The 19,227-nt window shown below is 60.7% G+C and carries 24 protein-coding genes; 10 read left to right on the forward strand and 14 right to left on the reverse strand.

The window, feature by feature from the left end:
- The first annotated feature begins 42 nt into the window (after positions 1-42).
- Together KUG85_RS00915 and KUG85_RS00920 are read left to right on the forward strand one after the other, a co-directional pair.
- Positions 43-2,562 (forward strand): GcvT family protein, encoded by a 2,520-nt coding sequence (locus KUG85_RS00915; RefSeq protein WP_223003835.1) that lies wholly within the window; start codon positions 43-45, stop codon positions 2,560-2,562.
- 113 nt (positions 2,563-2,675) lie between these two features.
- On the forward strand, positions 2,676-3,524 hold the full coding sequence (locus tag KUG85_RS00920; protein ID WP_245291724.1) for a DUF1194 domain-containing protein: 849 nt from the start codon (positions 2,676-2,678) through the stop codon (positions 3,522-3,524).
- A 6-nt stretch (positions 3,525-3,530) separates the two neighbouring features.
- Here KUG85_RS00920 and KUG85_RS00925 read toward each other — a convergent pair whose 3' ends face one another.
- The 5 genes from KUG85_RS00925 to KUG85_RS00940 all read right to left on the reverse strand — a co-directional run bounded on the left by KUG85_RS00925 (position 3,531) and on the right by KUG85_RS00940 (position 6,087).
- On the reverse strand, positions 3,531-4,016 hold the full coding sequence (locus tag KUG85_RS00925; protein WP_065815020.1) for an SRPBCC family protein: 486 nt from the start codon (positions 4,014-4,016) through the stop codon (positions 3,531-3,533).
- Between the two features lie 78 nt (positions 4,017-4,094).
- Entirely contained in the window at positions 4,095-5,093 is a 999-nt protein-coding gene (locus KUG85_RS00930; RefSeq protein ID WP_065815021.1) for a GlxA family transcriptional regulator, read from the reverse strand.
- A 240-nt stretch (positions 5,094-5,333) separates the two neighbouring features.
- On the reverse strand, positions 5,334-5,474 hold the full coding sequence (locus tag KUG85_RS00935; RefSeq protein WP_088941503.1) for a hypothetical protein: 141 nt from the start codon (positions 5,472-5,474) through the stop codon (positions 5,334-5,336).
- A gap of 269 nt (positions 5,475-5,743) precedes the next feature.
- A complete protein-coding gene (locus tag KUG85_RS21055; RefSeq protein ID WP_255606209.1) occupies positions 5,744-5,875 on the reverse strand; it encodes a hypothetical protein in 132 nt (43 codons plus the stop codon).
- A gap of 29 nt (positions 5,876-5,904) precedes the next feature.
- The gene (locus tag KUG85_RS00940) at positions 5,905-6,087 is read right to left on the reverse strand and encodes a hypothetical protein (RefSeq protein ID WP_065815022.1); all 183 of its coding nucleotides are present in this window, start codon (positions 6,085-6,087) and stop codon (positions 5,905-5,907) included.
- A gap of 131 nt (positions 6,088-6,218) precedes the next feature.
- On the opposite strand from KUG85_RS00940, the gene KUG85_RS00945 reads away from it, so the two are divergent.
- Together KUG85_RS00945 and ligD are read left to right on the forward strand one after the other, a co-directional pair.
- A complete protein-coding gene (locus tag KUG85_RS00945) occupies positions 6,219-7,118 on the forward strand; it encodes a LysR substrate-binding domain-containing protein (RefSeq protein WP_007007020.1) in 900 nt (299 codons plus the stop codon).
- 71 nt (positions 7,119-7,189) lie between these two features.
- Positions 7,190-8,089: a non-homologous end-joining DNA ligase gene (ligD, locus tag KUG85_RS00950; RefSeq protein ID WP_223003836.1), complete on the forward strand. Its 900-nt coding sequence runs from the start codon at positions 7,190-7,192 to the stop codon at positions 8,087-8,089.
- A gap of 27 nt (positions 8,090-8,116) precedes the next feature.
- On the opposite strand, the gene KUG85_RS00955 is transcribed toward ligD, so the two are convergent.
- The 8 genes from KUG85_RS00955 to KUG85_RS00990 form a co-directional block, all read right to left on the reverse strand.
- Positions 8,117-10,174 carry an ASKHA domain-containing protein gene (locus KUG85_RS00955; RefSeq protein WP_223003837.1) on the reverse strand — a complete coding sequence of 686 codons (2,058 nt, stop codon included), beginning with the start codon at positions 10,172-10,174 and terminating at the stop codon, positions 8,117-8,119.
- 71 nt (positions 10,175-10,245) lie between these two features.
- Positions 10,246-11,202, reverse strand: coding sequence for a methyltetrahydrofolate cobalamin methyltransferase (locus KUG85_RS00960; protein ID WP_223003838.1), 957 nt, complete (start codon positions 11,200-11,202; stop codon positions 10,246-10,248).
- Between the two features lie 64 nt (positions 11,203-11,266).
- A complete protein-coding gene (locus KUG85_RS00965; RefSeq protein WP_223003839.1) occupies positions 11,267-12,379 on the reverse strand; it encodes a methylenetetrahydrofolate reductase in 1,113 nt (370 codons plus the stop codon).
- Positions 12,376-12,972 carry a methylenetetrahydrofolate reductase C-terminal domain-containing protein gene (locus KUG85_RS00970; RefSeq protein ID WP_223003840.1) on the reverse strand — a complete coding sequence of 199 codons (597 nt, stop codon included), beginning with the start codon at positions 12,970-12,972 and terminating at the stop codon, positions 12,376-12,378. Before KUG85_RS00970 ends, KUG85_RS00965 begins: the two co-directional genes overlap by 4 nt.
- Entirely contained in the window at positions 12,959-13,261 is a 303-nt protein-coding gene (locus tag KUG85_RS00975) for a virulence factor (RefSeq protein ID WP_223003841.1), read from the reverse strand. Before KUG85_RS00975 ends, KUG85_RS00970 begins: the two co-directional genes overlap by 14 nt.
- 111 nt (positions 13,262-13,372) lie before the next feature.
- On the reverse strand, positions 13,373-14,005 hold the full coding sequence (locus tag KUG85_RS00980) for an exopolysaccharide biosynthesis protein (protein ID WP_223003842.1): 633 nt from the start codon (positions 14,003-14,005) through the stop codon (positions 13,373-13,375).
- A 128-nt stretch (positions 14,006-14,133) separates the two neighbouring features.
- The gene (locus KUG85_RS00985; RefSeq protein WP_223003843.1) at positions 14,134-14,763 is read right to left on the reverse strand and encodes a DUF4893 domain-containing protein; all 630 of its coding nucleotides are present in this window, start codon (positions 14,761-14,763) and stop codon (positions 14,134-14,136) included.
- An 81-nt stretch (positions 14,764-14,844) separates the two neighbouring features.
- On the reverse strand, positions 14,845-15,477 hold the full coding sequence (locus tag KUG85_RS00990) for a DUF1638 domain-containing protein (protein ID WP_223003844.1): 633 nt from the start codon (positions 15,475-15,477) through the stop codon (positions 14,845-14,847).
- 153 nt (positions 15,478-15,630) lie between these two features.
- On the opposite strand from KUG85_RS00990, the gene KUG85_RS00995 reads away from it, so the two are divergent.
- Positions 15,631-15,789, forward strand: coding sequence for an entericidin domain-containing protein (locus KUG85_RS00995; RefSeq protein ID WP_065815030.1), 159 nt, complete (start codon positions 15,631-15,633; stop codon positions 15,787-15,789).
- Between the two features lie 31 nt (positions 15,790-15,820).
- On the opposite strand, the gene KUG85_RS01000 is transcribed toward KUG85_RS00995, so the two are convergent.
- Positions 15,821-16,519 carry a corrinoid protein gene (locus KUG85_RS01000; protein ID WP_223003845.1) on the reverse strand — a complete coding sequence of 233 codons (699 nt, stop codon included), beginning with the start codon at positions 16,517-16,519 and terminating at the stop codon, positions 15,821-15,823.
- A gap of 319 nt (positions 16,520-16,838) precedes the next feature.
- Here KUG85_RS01000 and KUG85_RS01005 point away from each other — a divergent pair, with 319 nt between their 5' ends.
- From KUG85_RS01005 to KUG85_RS01025, 5 genes are all read left to right on the forward strand, one after another.
- A complete protein-coding gene (locus tag KUG85_RS01005) occupies positions 16,839-17,309 on the forward strand; it encodes a hypothetical protein (protein WP_025031235.1) in 471 nt (156 codons plus the stop codon).
- Complete coding sequence (locus KUG85_RS01010) at positions 17,302-17,700, forward strand: hypothetical protein (RefSeq protein WP_322098552.1); 399 nt, start codon at positions 17,302-17,304, stop codon at positions 17,698-17,700. The genes KUG85_RS01005 and KUG85_RS01010 overlap by 8 nt, the downstream gene beginning before the upstream one ends.
- Positions 17,700-18,125, forward strand: a complete 426-nt coding sequence (locus KUG85_RS01015; protein ID WP_090326824.1) for a hypothetical protein — start codon at positions 17,700-17,702, stop codon at positions 18,123-18,125. Before KUG85_RS01010 ends, KUG85_RS01015 begins: the two co-directional genes overlap by 1 nt.
- A 108-nt stretch (positions 18,126-18,233) precedes the next feature.
- Positions 18,234-18,692 carry a hypothetical protein gene (locus KUG85_RS01020; RefSeq protein ID WP_223003846.1) on the forward strand — a complete coding sequence of 153 codons (459 nt, stop codon included), beginning with the start codon at positions 18,234-18,236 and terminating at the stop codon, positions 18,690-18,692.
- A 7-nt stretch (positions 18,693-18,699) separates the two neighbouring features.
- A complete protein-coding gene (locus tag KUG85_RS01025) occupies positions 18,700-19,086 on the forward strand; it encodes a hypothetical protein (RefSeq protein ID WP_223003847.1) in 387 nt (128 codons plus the stop codon).
- Positions 19,087-19,227: the final 141 nt, after the last annotated feature.

Consider the following 19,227-nt stretch of genomic DNA (forward strand, 5'->3'; position numbering starts at 1 on the left):
GCCTGCGCGGTCTGGCGGGAGAGCGATCGAGGGAGTGAGAGCATGAAGGCGAATGCGCGGGCGGTTGTCATCGGCGGTGGTGTTGTGGGCGTGTCGACGCTCTATCACCTGGCCAAAAAGGGCTGGTCGGATGTGGTGCTGCTTGAGCGCAAGGAACTGACATCCGGTTCCACCTGGCATGCCGCCGGCCTGCTGCCGCTGTTCAACATGAGCTATTCGGTCGGCCAGATCCACAAATACTCGGTGAAATTCTATCAGGAGCTCCAGGAGGAAACCGGCATGAATGTCGGCTTCACGCAATGCTCCAACATTCGTCTCGCGCGCACGAAGGACCGCTGGGACGAGTATATGTATTATGCCGGCATTGCCGAAACCATCGGCATTCCGGTCAACATCCTGACGCCCGAACAGGTGAAGGAGATCTGGCCACTTTGCGAGACCGATGGGCTTCTTGGCGCGATTCAGCATCCCGATGACGGTTATATCCAGCCTGCCGATCTGACGCAGGCGCTCGCCAAGGGCGCGCGCGATCTCGGCGCAACCATCTATCGCAACACCGCCGTGACGGCGATTGCACAGGGCGATGACGGGACCTGGACCGTCACCACCGACAAGGGCGAGATTGCCTGCGAGCACGTGATCTCCTGCACCGGCAATTTTGCCCGCAGGACCGGGGCCATGGTCGGGCTCGACGTGCCGGTGATCCCGGTCGAGCATCAATACATCGTCACCGAGCCACATCCCGCCATTGTCGCACGCAAGAAGGAAGGGCTGCCGGAAATGGGCGTCCTGCGCGAGAGCGATTCCTCCTGGTACATGCGTGAGGAAAATGGAGGTCTTTTGCTTGGTCCTTACGAGGTCGGCGCGCCCTGCTGCTATGTGGACGGTCCCAGCGAAGACAGTGAGTACGAGCTGTTCCAGGAGGACCTGGAACGCCTCATGCCCTATGTGGAAACAGCGATCGAGCGCGTTCCCGCCTTTGGCGAGGTGGGCATCAAGAAGATCTACAATGGCGCAATCGCCTATACGCCCGATGGTTCTCCCATCATCGGCCCCGCGCCGGGGCTGAAGAATTTCTGGCTGAATGAGGGCCATTCCTTCGGCGTCACGGCGGCCGGTGGCGCAGGCTGGCAGCTTGCCGAATGGATCGTCGAGGGCGAACCGTCCATCGACATGATGGGCGTCGATCCGCGCCGTTTCGGCCCCTATGCCACCGAGGGCTATCTGCGCGAGAAGAACGAGGAGGCCTATGCCAATGTCTTCACCGTTCACTATCCCGACGAGGAGCGTTCGGCGGCGCGTCCGCTCAAGACCACGCCGAGCTATGACCGGATGAAGGCTCTGGGGGCCGTGTTCGGTTCCGTCTATGGCTGGGAGCGGCCCAACTGGTTTGCGCCGGAAGGGTATGCAGTGCCTGAAAGCGAACTCGGCGTTGGTGCGGACGTGCTTTTGAAGCACAATCATGCGCCGGCGCTTGCAGATGGCCGCGTCGTTGAAAAGTGGTCGTTTCGCCGCTCGAACTATTTCAAGCATGTCGGTGATGAGGTGAGGAACGTCCACGAGAATGTCGGCCTGCTCGACATGTCGGCCTTCGCCAAGATCGAGGTTTCGGGGCCGGGCGCAAGGGGCTGGCTCGACAGCATTCTCGCCAACCGCATTCCGAAGAAGCGGGGCCGCGTGGCGCTGTGCCATCTGCTCACGAAAAATGGCGGGGTGCGCTCGGAGTTCACCGTCTATGAGTGGAAGCCGGGCCGGTTTTATCTGGTGTCCGCCGGTGCCTATGAGGCGCATGATCATGACGTGCTCTTCAAGCTGCTTCCCGATGATGGCTCCGTAACCCTGCGGCCGATCACGCAGCAATATGGCGTTTTCGTTCTTGCTGGACCCAGGAGCCGCGATGTGTTGCGCAGGCTCACGCGCACGGAGCTTTCCAATGCGGCGTTTCCCTGGCTCTCGGGCAGGGAGATTTCCGTTGGCCGTGCGAGCGCCCATGCACTGCGTGTGAACTTTGTCGGGGAGCTGGGCTGGGAGTTGCACCATCCCATCGAGCAGCAGAACCTGATCTTCGATCTGATCATGGAGGCCGGTGCGGAATTCGGCATTCGCCCCTTCGGCATCCGCGCCATGACCTCCATGGCCATCGAGAAGAGCTATCGTCTGATCCCGCGCGAACTCTCCATCGAATACACGGCCTGGGAAAGCGGGCTCGACCGTTTCGTCCACCCCGACAAGGGCAATTTCATTGGCCGTGAGGCTCTGTTGAAGCAGCGCGATGCGGGGCTTGGCTGGAACTATGTCACGCTGGAAATCGGCGGCGTCAGCGATGCCGATGCGCGCGGCAATGAGGCGATCTACAGGGCCGGAGAACTGGTCGGGCGCGCCACCCATGGCGGCTATGGCTGGCGCGTGGGAAAAAGCCTGGCGCTCGCCATGGTGCGCCCCGAATTCGCCGCCGAAGGCACGGAGCTCGAGATCAGGATACTGGGCGAGCTTCATCCGGCAAAAGTGATTGGTGAAAGCCCGTTCGATCCCGAAAACGCTGCGCTGCGCACAGATGGATGAAGTAGAGGTGGAAAGGAAGCGGAACCCATACGCACCAATGGAGACGCCATAAGTCGGGTGAATACGCCAAATTGCGTGATTTATAGCCGGCTGGACATGCGCTAGACTGGGGTATGTCCAGGTCGAGAATGGGTCTGCACCTCAATCAAAGCGGTCTGCTTGCTGCTTTTACGGGATTTTGTTGCGCCTTTCTTGCCGCCGCCCAGCCTCAACCGTCCAGAGCCCAGGAGATTGTCGACGTTCAGCTCGTCCTGGCGGTCGATGTTTCTCTTTCCATGTCGGCCGGTGAACTGGAGATACAGCGCCGCGGCTATGCGGAAGCGCTGACCCATGAAGAGGTCGTTGGCGCGATCCTGAGTGGCATGCATGGCAAGATCGCGGTGACCTATTTCGAATGGGCGGGCAATCTCTCCCAGCGCGTTGTCGTTCCCTGGACCCGGATTGCTTCGGCAGAGGATGCGCGGCATTTTGCAGAGCGGTTATCGGCCAATCCTCCAAGCAGCGCCCGTCGAACCTCGATATCAGGTGCACTCGACTATGCCGGCGATCTATTGGCTGAAAGCGACTTTCGAGGGCTTCGGCGCGTGGTGGACGTCTCGGGAGACGGCCCTAACAATCAGGGTGGTCCCGTGGTTCCGGCCCGCGACCGGCTGGCTGGCATGGGCATCACCATCAACGGGCTTCCGCTGATGACCAATGGCGGGCTGACCACCAGTTTCGACGTCAAGGATCTCGATACCTACTACCGGAACTGTGTCATCGGCGGGCCGGGGGCATTCGTCGTGCCGGTCAATGACTGGTCGCAGTTCCCCGAAGCCATTCGACGCAAGCTGGTACTGGAGCTGGCTGGAACGGGCGGGCACCGCCCGCAGGTCGTGCTCGCCCAGTTTCACAGTGCCTATGACTGCCTTGTCGGTGAAAAGATGTGGCGGGATCGCTCCTGGATGTGGCAGGAGCCCTGATCGCTTTCAGAGCGTTGCAGCAATCTCTTCGAGCTGGTCGGCGCATTGGCCCCAGCCTTCGTGAAAGCCCATCTTCTCGTGCGCTTCGCGGTCCTCCGCGTTCCAGTGCAGTGCCCGTGCGATGTAGCGTGTCCTGCCTTCTCCGGCATCCTCCAGAGTGAGTATCATGGTCATGAACGGCTTTTCAGAAGGGGTCCACGCCCCGGTGAAGGCGTCGGTCGTCACGATCTTCTCGTTCTCCACCACCTCAAGGAAAATGCCGGGATTGGGATACTCGTTGCCGTCCGGGTCCCGCATCACGATCAGGCTGGCCCCGCCCGGACGCACGTCCATCTCGACTTTCGAAATGGTCCAGGGCTTTGGCACGAACCATTGTTTGAGAATTTCCGGATCGGTCCAGGCACGGAATATCTTTTCACGGGGCGCGTCGATGATACGCGCCAGGACGAGTTCGTTTTCCAGTTCAGGTGCGACGTCGATGGTGGTGCTCATTTCATGTCTCCCAGTGTCTGTCTGTACTGCGAGGACGATCGGTGCGCAGCCAACCCGACAGGTCCCGGCAACTTTTTGTCAGGCGACGAGAAGCTGCTTGCGGTCGGCGCGTTCCTGCTGGGGTGAGCGGGCGTAGAGCTCACGGTAGCATTTGGAGAAGTGCGAAGCCGAGACGAAGCCGCAGGCAACCGCCACTTCAACGACGGGCAGGGAGGACTGGATCAGGAGGTGGCGGGCCCGGTCAAGGCGGATTTCCAGATAGTAGCGGGCGGGCGAGCGCCCCATCTCCTGTCGGAACAGGCGCTCGATCTGACGGCGGGAGAGCCCCACATTTTCCGCGATCTGCACCAGTGAAAGCGGCTCGGCCAGGTTGGCTTCCATAAGCTCGATGATGGTGAGAACCTTGGAATTCTGCACGCCAAGCCGCGCCCTCAGCGGCAGGCGCTGGCGGTCGGAGGGGCTGCGCACCCGGTCCGTCAATAACTGCTCGCAGACGCGGTTGATCAGGCTGTCGTCGAAATCCTCACCGATCAGCTTCAGCATCATGTCCATGGCCGCGGTGCCACCGGCGCAGGTGTATATGTTCGCCTCGGTCTCGAAGAGATCGGCAAAGACGTTTGCGCGTGGATATCTTTCGGCGAAGCCCGGGAGGTTCTCCCAATGGATTGCGCAGCGTCTGTCGGCCAGCAGTCCGGCCCCGGCCAGGACGTAAGCTGCCGTGCACAGCCCGCCGATGGCGACACCGCGATTGTACTCTTCGCGCAGCCAGGCAAAGACCGTCTTGTTGCTGTAATCCTCGATGTTCAGCCCGCCGCAGACAATGACCATTGAAGGGCGTTCGTGCCCGACCATTTTTTGCCGCTCGGCGGCGAGGGAAGAGCCGACGGCCACCTCAACGCCGTTCGATGCGCGGACCGGTTCGCCATCACAGCTAGCCAGTCGCCACGTATAGGCTTCGTAGCCGGCCATTCGATTGGCGGCACGCAGGGGTTCCAGCGCAGCGGAGAACGCCATCATCGTAAAATCGGGAATGAGAAAGAAAACGATCGATCGCTTGCAGCTGTTCTCGCCCGACATAGTGCCTCCCGATTGCGCATGACGCCTGTCTCCCAGGCCATGCCGCTGTCATCGAAGCGTCATCAGGAATTGTGTTTTCTGTCAATCCGAGAGGCGGTGCAAAGCGTCGTTTTGCAGGCGTTTGCGTGAAAAATGAACGTGTTGAGACCGGTCTTCGGAAACAAGCAAAACCACCGGGCCTTCCTGACCCGATGGTTCAACCGTGGCCCGGGAGGCCCCGGGGGCGCTTGCAGAAACTGATCAGTTGACCAGGAAGCCGAACCGCGAGCCGGCGAGGGCTCCGGTTTCACCGGGCATCGTTTTTTCGAGCCGCTGGCGGGCGAACACCGTGTTCGGATTCGAACCCCGATGGCGGCGTATAAAGCGTGCGAAAAGCTTCATCATGCGCTCCAATAAACAGTCACATCGAAAGACAGTCGGTTCTCACCGAGCGCCTTCTCATGCGGGATGGAGTGGGGTCGCTCGTTCGATGCTGGAGAGCTATCGCATGCGTGTCGGGGATGAGGCGGAAAATGCGAAGCGCACGTTAGGAAAAGCGACATCTGTGGGGCTCGCAACGGCATTCGGACAAAAAAAGACCCCGACATTCAGGTCGGGGTCAGGTCGGCGTTCGACAGATCGCGCGTAAGCGCGTGGCTTTTGCTTTCATGTCAGTGTGAGCTCCGCCCGGATGGCCCGGGCTTCTTCGCCGGGGGCGTGCCGTATTTGGCGTGATGGGTCATTGCGTCGAATTCGATTGCGAAATCGCGCACTGCCTTCAGGGTCTTTGTCAGCGATATCATTCAACGCTCCTGTTTGCCTGTTCCTGCGTTCAGAAACGCGAGATGCTGCGGTTGTCCCGGCCATCGGACTGGATGCTCGTGTAATGTGCCGGCCAGCCGATGTCCTTGCGGATTTCTGCGGGAAGCGTGTCGATCAGGCGCTCGGTGCGCCGGCGGTTCAATGCCGTCCGATAGTGGCGGACATAGTGGTTCATGCGTGCGAATACAGACATTGTCCTTCTCCTCTGTCTGGCTGTTTTGCCAGACGTCATCGCCTGACACGGTTGACTATGCCGCAAGGTTGATGTTCAATCAAACACAATCGAATGATCTTTTTGTTCAAAGTTATTGAATGGAGAACGGCATGAACGCCCCCCTCAATCATCCGATGCCCTTATTGGAGCTCGATGTCCTTCGCACCTTTGTGGCGATTGCCGAGACCGGCAGTTTCACGGCCGCATCCAATGCGGTCTACCGAACGCCGTCTGCCGTCTCCATGCAGATAAAGAAGCTCGAAGAGATGCTGGGGCGCTCGGTGTTCCAGCGTGATGCGCGATCGGTCTCGCTCACGGCCGATGGCGAGTTATTATTGAACTATGCGCGCAGATTGCTGGCCCTGAACCGCGAAGCGGTGTCGAAATTCGTCATGCCCGATATCAGCGGCATCGTTCGATTAGGATCGCCGGACGATTACGGCGAACGAATCTTACCCAGCGTTCTCAAACGCTTTGCAGAAACCCATCCTTCCATTGCCGTCGACGTGGTCATTGACCAGAGTGCCAACCTGCGCAAGAGGATGGCCAACCGGCAGCTCGATCTCACACTGCTCACCTGTACTGAAGGATCTGAAGACAGCAGCGTCCAGATTGTCTTCACGGAGCCCATCGTCTGGGCAGGCGCCAAAGGGGGTTGCGCGCATTTACGCGAGCCGCTGCCGCTCTCGCTCTGGGAGGAGGGGTGCGCCTGGCGCGCCGGTGCCCTTTCCGCCATGGAAAAGGACGGGCGCGATTATCGCGTCGCCTATATGAGCGCCCACACGGCCGGCCAACGCGCGGCCATTCTTTCCGATCTCGCCATCGCGCCGCTGCCAAAATCCTTCCTGCGGGACGACCTTGTGGAGCTTGGCCCGAAGGATGGACTGCCCAAACTGTGCAACTATCACATCGGCATGGTCGTTTCTCCCGATGCTTCGGCGCCGGTCAAGGCTGCTGCCGACCATATTCGCTCGACTTTCGACATGTTCAGCGAATCCGGCCGGTTCTGAGCGGTCTTAGGCGCGCTCTTGGGCACGCTCTTGGGCACTCCGGGGCGTAAAAAGCGTGGAGGCTGTTGCGCATGTGTGCTGACAAACGACTGCAGATTGCCGGCGTTTCGCTGTCGAGCCCCGACAGGCTTCTCTTCGCGGAGGAGGGCGTTACGAAAACTGCGCTGGCGCAGTATTACGAGCGCGCCGCGCCGCGTATGCTTCCGCATATCGAAAAGCGCCTCGTCAGTCTGGTGCGTTGCCCGGACGGGCGCGAAAGTCCCTGCTTTTTTCAGCGTCATGGCAGCAAGGGGTTTCCCGATGCCGTGCGGCACATGGCCATTGCCGAGAAGAGCGGTGAGAAGGCCGAATATCTTTATATCGACGATCTGAAGGGCGTCATCGCTGCCGTTCAGATGAGCACGCTCGAGTTTCACATATGGGGCTCACGCACAGACCGGCTCGAAGCCCCCGACCGGCTGGTATTCGATCTCGACCCCGATGAGGAACTCGACTTCACTGCGGTTCGTCGTGCCGCCTTCACTGTGCGTGACCGGCTTGCCGATCTCGGCCTTCAGACCGTGCCGCTTCTGACCGGTGGCAAGGGTATCCACGTGGTCGCACCGCTGGAGCGTCGTCGGGAGTGGCCCGACATCAAGGATTTTGCCAGGGGATTTGCCAAGCGCCTGTCCGAAGACGAGCCCGAGCGCTTTCTGGCTGAAGCGTCGAAGGCGAAGCGGGAAGGGCGGGTTTTTGTCGACTGGTTGCGCAATGAACGCTCCGCCACGGCCATCGCGCCCTATTCGACGCGGGCGAAACCCGGTGCGCCGGTGGCGGCGCCGGTTTCCTGGTCCGAGCTTGAGACCATTGCCGTATCAAGCGCCTTCTCGCTGGCCGATATGGATGAGCGGCTTGCAGCATCGAATCCATGGGCGGAAAGCATGGACTGGCGTCAGTCCGTCACCGAAAAAATGCTGAAAGCGGTGACATAGCGTTTCGCCTGCCGGGGAGCGACCACGCTAATCGCGGCGGCGCCGTGCCGCGCGTTCTTCGCGTGAGCGCCGGCGGGGGCGCGCCGCACCCGTTTCATCGGCTGGAGCGCCTGCCATTGCACGTGGCGGGAGTTGCACCTGTTCGGCCAGTTTCGGGAACGGGTCGACCTTGTTGGGCAGCGCCATGGCATGCACGAAATGCTCCTGAAACCTCGACTCCAGGGCGGTCTCGATTTTCTCGATGCGCCTTACCGTCTCTTCGATTTCGCGGCGGTGGTTGCGGTTGAGCAGCGCCATGCGTGCGCCTGTGCCGGCGGCATTGCCGACGGCCGAGACCCGGTCGAGGTCGCAATCGGGGATCAAGCCCAGAACCATGGCGTATTGCGGATCGATGAAGGATCCGAACGCGCCGGCAAAGCGGATCGTGTCCACGGTTTCCACGCCCTGCTTTTCCATGAGGAGCTTCGTGCCGGCATAGAGCGCGGCCTTGGCAAGCTGGATTGCCCGCACATCGTTCTGGGTGATGGTGATGCGCGGTTCGGCCTCGCTCAGAACATAGGAGAAGGTGCGACCCTCGGCGACGATGCGCGGGTTTCGAACCGCCAGCGCTCCGTCCACCACACCATCCTCCGAGATGATGCCCGCCAGATACATCTCGGCGATCACCTCGATGATGCCGGAGCCGCAGATGCCGGTGACACCGGCCTGCCCGAGCGAACCGGGAAAGCCCGGCTCGTCCGACCAGAGCTCGCTGCCGATCACCCGAAAGCGCGGAGCTAGCGTTTCCCGGTCGATGCGCACGCGTTCGATGGCGCCGGGCGCGGCGCGCTGGCCGGACGAGATTTCCGCGCCCTCGAAGGCGGGGCCTGTCGGCGAAGACGCGGCCACCACACGCGCCCGGTTGCCTAGAACGATCTCCGCATTGGTGCCCACATCGACGATCAGCATCATTTCGTCCTGGCGGTGCGGCCCCTCCGACAGCGTGACGGCGGCGGCATCGGCTCCCACATGACCGGCAATGCAGGGCAGGAGATAGGTGCGTGCGCCCGGATTGAGCTTGAGCTTCAGATCGTCGGCCCTAAGCTTGACCGCGCCGGAAACGGCCAGCGCGAAGGGGGCGCCGCCCAGCTCTGTCGGGTCTATGCCGAGAAAAAGATGGTGCATGATGGGGTTTGCGACGAACACGGCGTCCAGAATGTCGCTGCGCTCAATGCCGCCGTCGTCGGTCACTTTCTGCACCAGTTTCGATATTTCCTGGCGTACGGCACGCGTCATGGCCTCGCGTCCGTCCGGGTTCATCATCACATAGGAGACCCGGCTCATCAGGTCCTCGCCGAAGCGAATCTGGGGGTTCGACGCGCCGGCCGAGGTCACCACGCGGCCCGACAGAAGCGAAACGAGATGCATGGCGATCGTGGTCGAGCCGATGTCGCAGGCCAGCCCGTAGGCCTCGTTTTTCAGACCCGGCCACAGGGCAATGAGACGGGCAATGTCGTCATCCGCGTCCTGATGCAGGGCAGCGGTTACGGTCCAGTTGCCTTCGCGCAATATCGCCTGCACCTGCGACAGAAGATGCGCATCCGCCTCGATGCGCCCAAACCCCCAGTCCTTTTGCAGTGCAGTTTTCAGCCGGTCGAGATCGCCGAGCGGCTTGTGCATGTCGGGCTCTTCAACTTCCACATAGCAAAGGTGAACCGCGGGATGGCGCTCGATGACACGGGTATCGGCATCCTTGCGCACCACCTGCGCATTGATCACCGCGTCCTGCGGCACGTCCACCACCAGGTCGCCTTCGATGGTGGCCGAGCAGGAAAGGCGACGACCTGAGGGCAGCGCGCGCTTTTCAGCGTAACGGGCTTCCTTTGCGCCAACCGGGGAGATGTGATCCGGGGAGGAGGAGATCTTGTGTTTGGCGAAATGGCCTTCCTGCACCTCGATCTGGCATCGTCCGCAGGTGGCGCGCCCCCCGCACACGCTCTCCACATAGACGCCAAGCTGCCGCGCGGCATCGAGTATGGTCGTGCCCCGGGGAAAACGCCCCCGCTTGCCGGACGGCATGAAGAGAACGAGCGGATTATCGCTCATGATGAGGCCCGTAAGTCGGTGGTGGCAACCCGGCAGGCATGGAGTGATCGGTCAACGCAATCAAGGCATCCTCATCCCCGCGCTCTGCGTGCATCGCGGCCGCCGCGCCGCCGACCACCGGAGGAAGCGGGGGCCGCAGCGGCTGCCTTCGCCTCGCCTGCGGCGGCAGGCTGGTGGTCACGATAGGTCATGATCCAGTTGTAGCAATTGGGGTCCGTGCCGTTCAGCACATTTGCCGCACGCACCATTTCCATCTCCTGTGGGCGGCAGGGGTTCATGATGGCGCTGGTCATGCCCGCCCCGATCACCATGGGAATGAAGCCTGCATTGATGCCGTGCCGGTGCGGCAGGCCGAAGGATATGTTGGAAAGCCCGCAGGTGGTGTTTACCTTCAGTTCTTCGCGCAGCCGCCGCAGAAGCCGGAAAACCTGCTGGCCCGCCGTGCCCATGGCGCCGATGGGCATCACCAGCGGATCCACAACGATGTCGTGGGCGGGAATGCCATAATCGGCGGCGTGCTGGACGATCTTCTTCGCCACCTCGAAGCGCACGTCCGGGTCTTCGGAAATGCCGGTTTCGTCGTTGGAAATGGCGACGACCGGCACGTCGTATTTCTTGATAAGCGGCAGGATGGCTTCCAGCTTTTCCTCCTCGCCCGTCACCGAGTTCACCAGCGGTCTACCCCGGGCGACCTTGAGCCCGGCTTCGATGGCGGCAGAAACGGAGGAGTCGATCGAGAGTGGCACATCGACCAGATCCTGCACGATCTCCAGGGTTTGAACGAGAAGCCCGGGCTCGGTCGCGTTAGGGTCTACCGCCGTTACTCCGGCGTTGACGTCGAGCATGGTTGCGCCGGCTGCGACCTGCGCCAGCGCGTCCTGCTTCACCGTCTCGAAATTGCCGGCAACCATCTCGGCGGCGAGCTTCTTGCGCCCGGTCGGATTGATGCGCTCTCCGATCACGCAGAAGGGCTGGTCAAAGCCTATCACGACTTCCCGGGTTGCAGAGGCGACGATGGTACGGGTCATTCAGAATCCTCCTGGAGGCATGGCGTGAGCCCATGCTGCTGATCGATGGTCTTGACTGGCTTTCTCATTCGCTGGATGTCGCGCTTGCGTCCCTCACCATGTCGACGGGCTTCTCGCTCGGGTCGTCATGCAGAATGTGGTCGAGCCGCTCGGCAACCAGCGCATCGTCGAGGCCCGGCTCGCGCTTCCACGGCTTGCGACCCTTCAGGACGCCGGATTCGTGCACGATCTCAGCCACGAATTCCTCCTGTCGGTAGGCCATGACATGAATGCCGGACACACCCTCGATCTCCTTCACCTCGTTGATGATGTCGATACACAGGCGCTTGCCTTCCTCTTTCTGCTTTTCGGCGCCTTCAAGCCGTGTGATCACCGCATCGGGAATGTGAACGCCCGGCACGTTCGAGCGGATCCAGCGGGCGGTTTTTGCCGAAGCGAGCGGGCCGACGCCAACCAGTATGAAGCATTTTTCGACAAGCCCCATATCGCGCACCCGCTTCATGTATTCCTTCAGCATTGGCACATCATAGCAATACTGACTCTGCACGAACTGTGCACCGGCCGCTATCTTCTTGGCGAGCCGGTGGGGGCGGAAGTCGAAAGGCGGGGCAAAGGGATTGATGGCCGCGCCGAGAAAAACGGCAGGCGGTGTGGTGAGCCTGCGTCCGGAGAGAAACTTTTCCTCGTCGCGCATGGTCCGCACGGTTTCCAGAAGCGACATGCAGTCGAGATCGAAAACAGGTTTTGCGCCCGGCTGGTCGCCGGCCTGCACGCCGTCGCCCGTCAGGCACATGATGTTGCCCACACCCATGGCCGCCGCACCCAGCACGTCGCCCTGAATGGCGATGCGGTTCCGGTCGCGGCAGGCGATCTGCATGATCGTCGCATACCCCATGCGTGTCAGCAGCGCGCAGATGCCCATGGAGGACATGTGGCAATTGGCGCCGGAAGCATCCACGGCGTTGATGCCATCCACCCAGCCGTCGAAAATTGCCGCCCGCTCGTAGACGTCCTGCGCGTTGGCGCTGTCGGGTGGGTTGAGTTCAGCCGTCACCGCGAATTCGCCGCGTCGCAGTACGCGTTCCAGCCGGCCGCGCGAGGAATGGCCGGGCAGGGGCTCCAGCGGCAGGTCGACGCCGTCCGGGTTCTCGTCGATCTGCGGCGGTCGCCTCGTCATGCGGTGTTGCTCCGGAGTTTTTCGCGTTCGCGCGCTGCCTGCGCGGTTACCCTGAGCCAGGCGGAGCTTTCTCTCAACGACTGGTCGACGGGCTTCTGGACATCAAGGATCGCCTGCCGGTTCCGCATGGCCTGCGCCCCCTCCCAGGCTTTCACCCAGACGCACGGCATGTCCGGTTCCACCTCGCAGTTGCCGTTGGCGCGCACGCCCCCGCAGGGGCCGTTGCGCAATTGTTTGGGGCAGTTCATGGGGCACGACATGCCGGTGGAGGAGAGGATGCACTGGCCGCACATGCGGCAATCGAACATCAACCCTTTCACGTGGCGTTCAACGAATTTGACCGGCTTTTCCGCCCGCGCATAACCAACGGCGCTCCAGAACGGGTGCAGCGCCAGGAAAAGGTTTGAAAACCGGGCATAAACCCATTCGAGCAGCCGGGCATGGCGTACCGACCAGCGCCGCATCGTGTAGCGCCGCTGGACCCGCCGCTGGGGCGAAACGTCGGCCGGCCTGTAGGCAAGCGCCTCGCGTGCCTTCTTGACAAGGGTCGCCTGGGTGACTGTCGTGGTCTTTCCGGTGCTATCCGTCGTCATGACCACCTGCCTTGACGAGCGCCAGAAGGCGCTCTCTGTGATAGTCACGGTCAATCGCTTCCAGGGCCTGGTCCGCTTCAGCCTCCAGATCGTCGCTGACGGAGACGGGCTCGCCGCGCCGCCATTCAGCGAGGTAAGCGTCCGTGTCACGCGCGCCTACACGCATGGCACACATGTCGATGGCCTCGGTGAAGCGCAGTGGCAGTTCGCGCTTGGCGGTCTGCCGCCCCTTTCTGACAATCACCTGAGCCGGGATGTCGCGCCAGTATACAACGATCAGCTGAGCCATAAGCGCCTGTTCCTTCCTCGATTTTCAGAATTGCCGCATTGCCGCGCGCCCGCTTGCTGCAAGGCGACGCGCGTGCATTCAAATGCGACGTGTCCGAGGAGGAACCGGATGTCAGTGCATGACGGCGCCGGCCATCATGCTGGCGCCGATCACGACGCCGGCGATCACCAAGAGAGAGAGCACGCCGCAGGCGACGGCGATGCCGAGCAACACACCGTCGCGCTCGGAAAGAGCGAGCCCCACCAGCGCGCAGGAAAAGGCCGGAAACCAGTTGCCGAGCGGAATGGGAAGTGTCACGGCAATCGAGAGGATCAGCGCGGCCAGTCCGATAACCCTGTCTGCGTGATCGCGCGCAAACGGCCAGTAGCGCGGCTTGATGAGCCGCTCCAGCCAGATAAGGCGCGGAATGAGCCGTTCGCTCATGTGACGAAACTTGTCTGCGCCGATCGCCTTGTTGAGCAGGAATTGCGGCAGCCATACGGTGCGGTTGCCCATCACCATCTGCAGCGCGACCAGCACCAGCGGGGGGCCGAGGACGAGCGTGCTGCCGGGCGGGAAGGGCAGGAGGTTCAGGCTGGCGAAAAAGACCAGAAGGGTGGCAAAGCTGCGATCGCCAAGCGCCTGGCGGATTTCGCCGATGGTGACCCTGTCTTCAGCATGTTTTGCCAGGTCGCGGAAAATCCGCGAGAGCCGGCGCGGCGGCAGGTGAGCCGGCGGTGCGCCCAACACCGTGTCCAAGTCCATTCCCTCCGCCTTCATTGCACTCATTCTTGCCAGCCATTCGAATCTCGACCGGGATGGCGTACAGTTTTGTCTGGATGCCGTTAAGCCTTCATGACAGAAGCCGCAAGCATCCCGCGGCGCAGCGAAGCTCATGGGGCGCGCCGGAATTCCAGAATATCGAGCACGGATTCCCGCTCCGGTGCGGGGAATTCCATGCGCCAGCCATCGTCTTTGCCGCGAAAAACGTAGGCTACCTGATCGCTATTGCGGCCGGAGCCATAAGCAGGCGCCCGGTCGCCCTTGACGAAATAGCTGCCGAGATAGATCAATCGCGAATCGCTGTCGGTGAAAAAACGTCCTTTGGTCCGCTGCGATCCGGTCTGTTTTTCAAGAACCCAGCTCGCCCCGTCATCGCTGACCCCGCAACGAAACCAGTCATAGACCACAAGCGGTGCGAGACCCCCGGTTTTTATGGTGCGGCATTGCCAAGTGCCTGTAAGGTCGAAATCCGTAAAGGAGCGTTCCGGTCGCTGATCGATCTCATCGAGCAGCGCGACATCGGCTGACGCTCCGCCGGCCCTGGCCTGCCTGAAGGCCTCGGCGCGCATGCGTTCATAAGCATCGAGACGCGCGGCGTCGCGGTAGGTGATGTCCTGCATCACCGTGTCTTTTTCGAAACCGGCCCGCTCCATGTCGAGCTTCTCCTGAACCAGCGACTGCGCGTTTGCCGGAACGGTGATCAGGGCAAACGTGAAAATGGACAAAAGAATGCGGTGCATGAAAAATCTCCGGAAAATCAGCATGAATATGCTTTCGGGATGCACCGCCAATGTAACCATTTCATGGCGTTCGCAGAGGGATCATGTGCCCCTTGCCGCGGTCGCCAGCGCGTTCGTCAGGTCGCCATAGCCGGTTTGCCGTTTTTCGTAGGCAAGGCCGAGAAGCCTTGCCGCATCCTGCGCGACGCGCTCCAGCTGCGGGTCGTCTGTCTGCGCCAGATAAACGAGCTTTTGATAGTTGCCGAAGAAATCCTGGATAAGCTCAGGGTGCCGGTCGAGGCCGAGCGGTTTCATGAAAAATGCGTCGAACTGACGGCACAGGAAATCCGTCATGTAGAAGGAGAGCATGTCGTCTTCGGCAATCTCTTCGAACGCGGTGAGACCCTGGTAGAAGGCGAAGCAGTGGGGCCCGTCGATGCGTGCCACGCCATGCTTTTCGCAGATTCGGTCGAGCGCTCCACCGGTTCCGCAATCGGCATAGCCAACGAAGATGTGGCGATAGCCTTCTGCGCGCGCCTTCGTGATCGCGGCATCCATGGACGGTGCGATGCGGTCGGGCCGATAGTGGAATTCAGCTGGCAGGCAGGTGAGGTCCAGATGCGTGAAGCCGAGCGTTTCGCGTATCGCCAGAATTTCGCGCGCGATCATGCCGCAGGCGATCACGAGAACTTTCTCGGGCCCGAGAACTTTTTCCGGTTTCGTGCGTTCCTGCATGGTAACGCTCCCGTTTGCGCGGGGGGACTATCCTAGGTCCTGACCCTAGATCGTCGTGCGTCCATCCGGACGACGATCTAGACCATTGATAACGTTATCGGACCAAGAACCGGATTCCACTTTTCGGTCCGATGCTCTAGAGGGAGACAAACCATGAAACTGTCCGTTCTTTCCCGTCTCGCAATCCTCATTCTCGTGTCCGGCCTGGCTGCCGGTTGTGCGAACACGATCCGCGGTGTCGGCAAGGATGCCGCAAATGCGGTCGATGCGACACAGAGCGCCGGGCGCGACATTTCGCAGTCCACTTATTGAACTGTATGGCACACCCGGGAACGGGGAGGGATCAGGCGCCGGCCGTTACATTGTGCCTGCGCTTGATCAGTTCCTTGGCTGTTTCAACCGTCACCGCCGCGTCGCGGCAATAGGCGTCGGCTCCCACCGCTTTGCCAAACTCCTCGTTGAGGGGCGCACCGCCGACGAGGACAATATAGTCCTCCCGAATACCCTTTTCCTTCATCGTGTCGATCACAACTTTCATATAGGGCATGGTCGTCGTCAGGAGTGCAGACATGCCGACAATGTCGGGCTTGTGCTCCTGTATCGCATCCAGGTAGTTTTCGACCGGATTGTTGATGCCGATGTCGATCACGTCGAAGCCGGCCCCCTCCATCATCATGCCGACCAGGTTCTTGCCGATGTCGTGAATGTCGCCCTTCACGGTGCCAATCACCATCTTGCCCTGTTTGGGTGCGCCGGTTTCGGCCAGAAGCGGCCGCAGGATCGCCATGCCGGCCTTCATGGCGTTGGCCGACAGCAGGACTTCCGGCACGAACAGGATGCCGTCGCGAAAATCCTCGCCGACAATCCGCATGCCTTCGACCAGGGCGTCGGTCAGCACCTCGTAAGGCTGCCAGCCGCGGCCCAGCAGAATGTGCGTGCCTTCCTCGATTTCCTCTTTGAGTCCGTCATAAAGATCGTCGTGCATCTGCTGCACGAGTTCGTCGTCGGGAAGCTCCGAGAGGATGATTTCGTCGTCGGACATGCTCTGGCTCCTGCTGCTCACGTCGCGCGGGCAGGGCACCCCGAACCGCGCTCATGGTTGGCCGCAAACAAGCGGTATCACCAGAATAAGGCGCGAAGTCGCTGAATACATAGCTGATTTGCGACTCACGACGCCAGGAAAGCGACGGCGCAGGGCGGCGGTGCCTCTCTGGAGTGTGTGGCACTTTGGTTTGTATTTTTTGGTTGTATTACTTTGCGATGTAAATCTTAAGTGGTTGATTAGCAATATATTAAGAGGACCGCGTTTTCATAAGGCCTGTAAGAGGGGGCTTGTCTGCTTGTCCGTGAGGAGCAGGGTCATGTTCAGAACCTCTCTATCTGCATTGTTGCTTACCACCATTTTCACCGCGCCTGCCGCCGCCGTCACCGATACTGTGATTTTTAACGGCAACGTCATTTCAACGTGCCTCATAACAGTGGGAACGCCCGGCGTTCTGGGCACCAATGGCGCCCTTAACGTCCTTTCATCGACCGAAGCTGCCGGCGTTTCAGGTACGGCCACCGTCGTGACCACCGGAACGGGTTTCAATATGTCGACCTCCACGCCTGCGGCGTTTCTCGTCGCACCGGCAGGTGGGGACGATGATGTAACCTTCTCCTCAAGCTACAGCGCCTCCGGTGTGACCACGCTTCTTGATGTGGTCGGCACGGTGACCTCCCCGCTTGGGCTTGGGGTGACGAATGTCGATGTGGATCTGAGCGCTACAAAATCGGCCGGTGTTTTCCCTGCCGGCAACTACACCGCTGAAGTCACCTTGACCTGTGAGTAGCTCCATCTTGAAACTCGTCCTTCTGGCCGCGTTTATCGCGGCCGGCTGCGGCACCAGCGTTGCACAATCCATGACGCCGATGCGGGGGAAGATATCGAGCTTCGGCGACACGTTTACGGTGCGGGTTTTCCCCTACAACCCCTATCCGCACAAAATTCGAATGGCGGTGAAAGCCTATGATCAGGATTTCCGGCCGATCGAAGCACATGTTTTTCCTTCGGAAACAATGGTCGGGAGCAGAACTTCCCGCTCCGTCCTTGTTTCGGTGGGGTTTAACAACAAAAAGGTCAGGCGTGTCAGGATCTGCGCTGAAAGCATCCCGTTTCCTGGTCGCGGCACAAATATTAAGGCTCAAGTATGCGGACGTTTCATAGCTTATCGTATCGATTGATGGGGGCCTGTGCATTCTTCTTCCTGAGCGTGTCCATCGTCTATGGCGACAGCGACCGGTACGTCATCAACCAGAACCAGACTGGCGTGACACTGCCCGGGGTGGTCATGCCGAACGGCTTTGACGAGATCAGGGCTGCAGACGGAACCACGTGCCGTGCTTCCATGGCGAATTCCGGGGCCTATCTCGACTCGGGTGTCATTGGAGACAACAGCTCGCAGCGCGTTTCAGCCTACGGGCGTCTGGTGGTGCCTCTGGGGCGAAAACCGAGACGGCTGGATTGCGACAAACTCTATCAACTGGAGTTGAAACGCCTGGAACTCGAGGTTGAACTCATGCGACAGGGGCTCGATCCGCGCATGCGGTCAAACCCCGAAGGGAACTGGGCAAGTGACGCCTCGTGGACAAACAAGGGCAGGCGCTGACTGCGCCTGTTCTCTACAATAACTGTTTGCAGCAGGTATCTCTTTTTTGTTGACGGAGATTTCTTGAGTACCTAAATGGCGCCCTGATTTTCAACCCAGGGTTTTGTCATGAAGTATATCTACTCTTGTATTTTGTTGCTGCTCGGTACGAATGCGTCCCTTGGAGCCCAGTCAGACCTTCCATTTCGCGCCAATCTAGAGGAGAGCTGCACCATCGAGATCCGGTCAGACGGTGTGCTCGTGCGGGATGGCCTGGATGTCCTGGACTCTGAAGCTGCTGGTGGTAATTCCGGTGCGGCTACCGTTTATACGACAGGTGCGGGGTTTCAGGCGTCGCTGAAGGCACCGGAGGCTTTCTCAAGAGCACCGAACGGCACGGGCTCCGTCACTTTCAGGACCACGTACAGTTCGACGGGCGCCACGAGCACGGCAAAGGTGCCGGGGTCGACAATAACACCTCTGGGAGTTGGTGCGAGCAACCTTTCGGTCGATCTGCGCGCGGTGGCGGACAATGCGATCTTTCAAAAAGGTGCATATGAAGCCTTTGTCACAGTGACCTGTGAGTAGGTGCACAATGCAAAAATTGACACTGGCGGCCCTGATCGCAGTCTGTGCTGCAACAACGCCCGCATCGTCGCAATCCATGTCGCCGATGCGGGGCGTCGTTCGCAGTTTCACCGACAGTTTTGCCGTGCGGGTTCAGCCACGAAATCCGTACAAGCATCGCATAGGCGTGACCATCCGCGCTTATGACGCGGATTTCAGGCCGATTGACGCAAGGATATCGCCAGCGGACTTCTCGCTTGGTGCCGGCGCCTCCCGGTCAGTGCTGGTCGTGCTCAGTTTTGAGGGAGCGCGTGAGCGACGGGTGCGCATCTGCACCGAGAGTGCTCCCTTTCCTGGCAAAGGCGTTGGCATGAGAGCGCAGATCTGCGGAAAATTTATCGCGTATCGGCTGTGATCGATCTCCTGACAACGGGTGTTCGCGCAAAGGGGCGTGATGGCGGGACGCCGATATGGTTTCCTCATCAGCACGCCAGTTGCGACACCATCTGCCGCTTGCGGAACGGAGGTTGTTGCTGCAAACGCTAGGGTCACAATG

This window comes from Nitratireductor rhodophyticola (assembly GCF_019891355.1).
Lineage (GTDB): Bacteria > Pseudomonadota > Alphaproteobacteria > Rhizobiales > Rhizobiaceae > Nitratireductor > Nitratireductor rhodophyticola.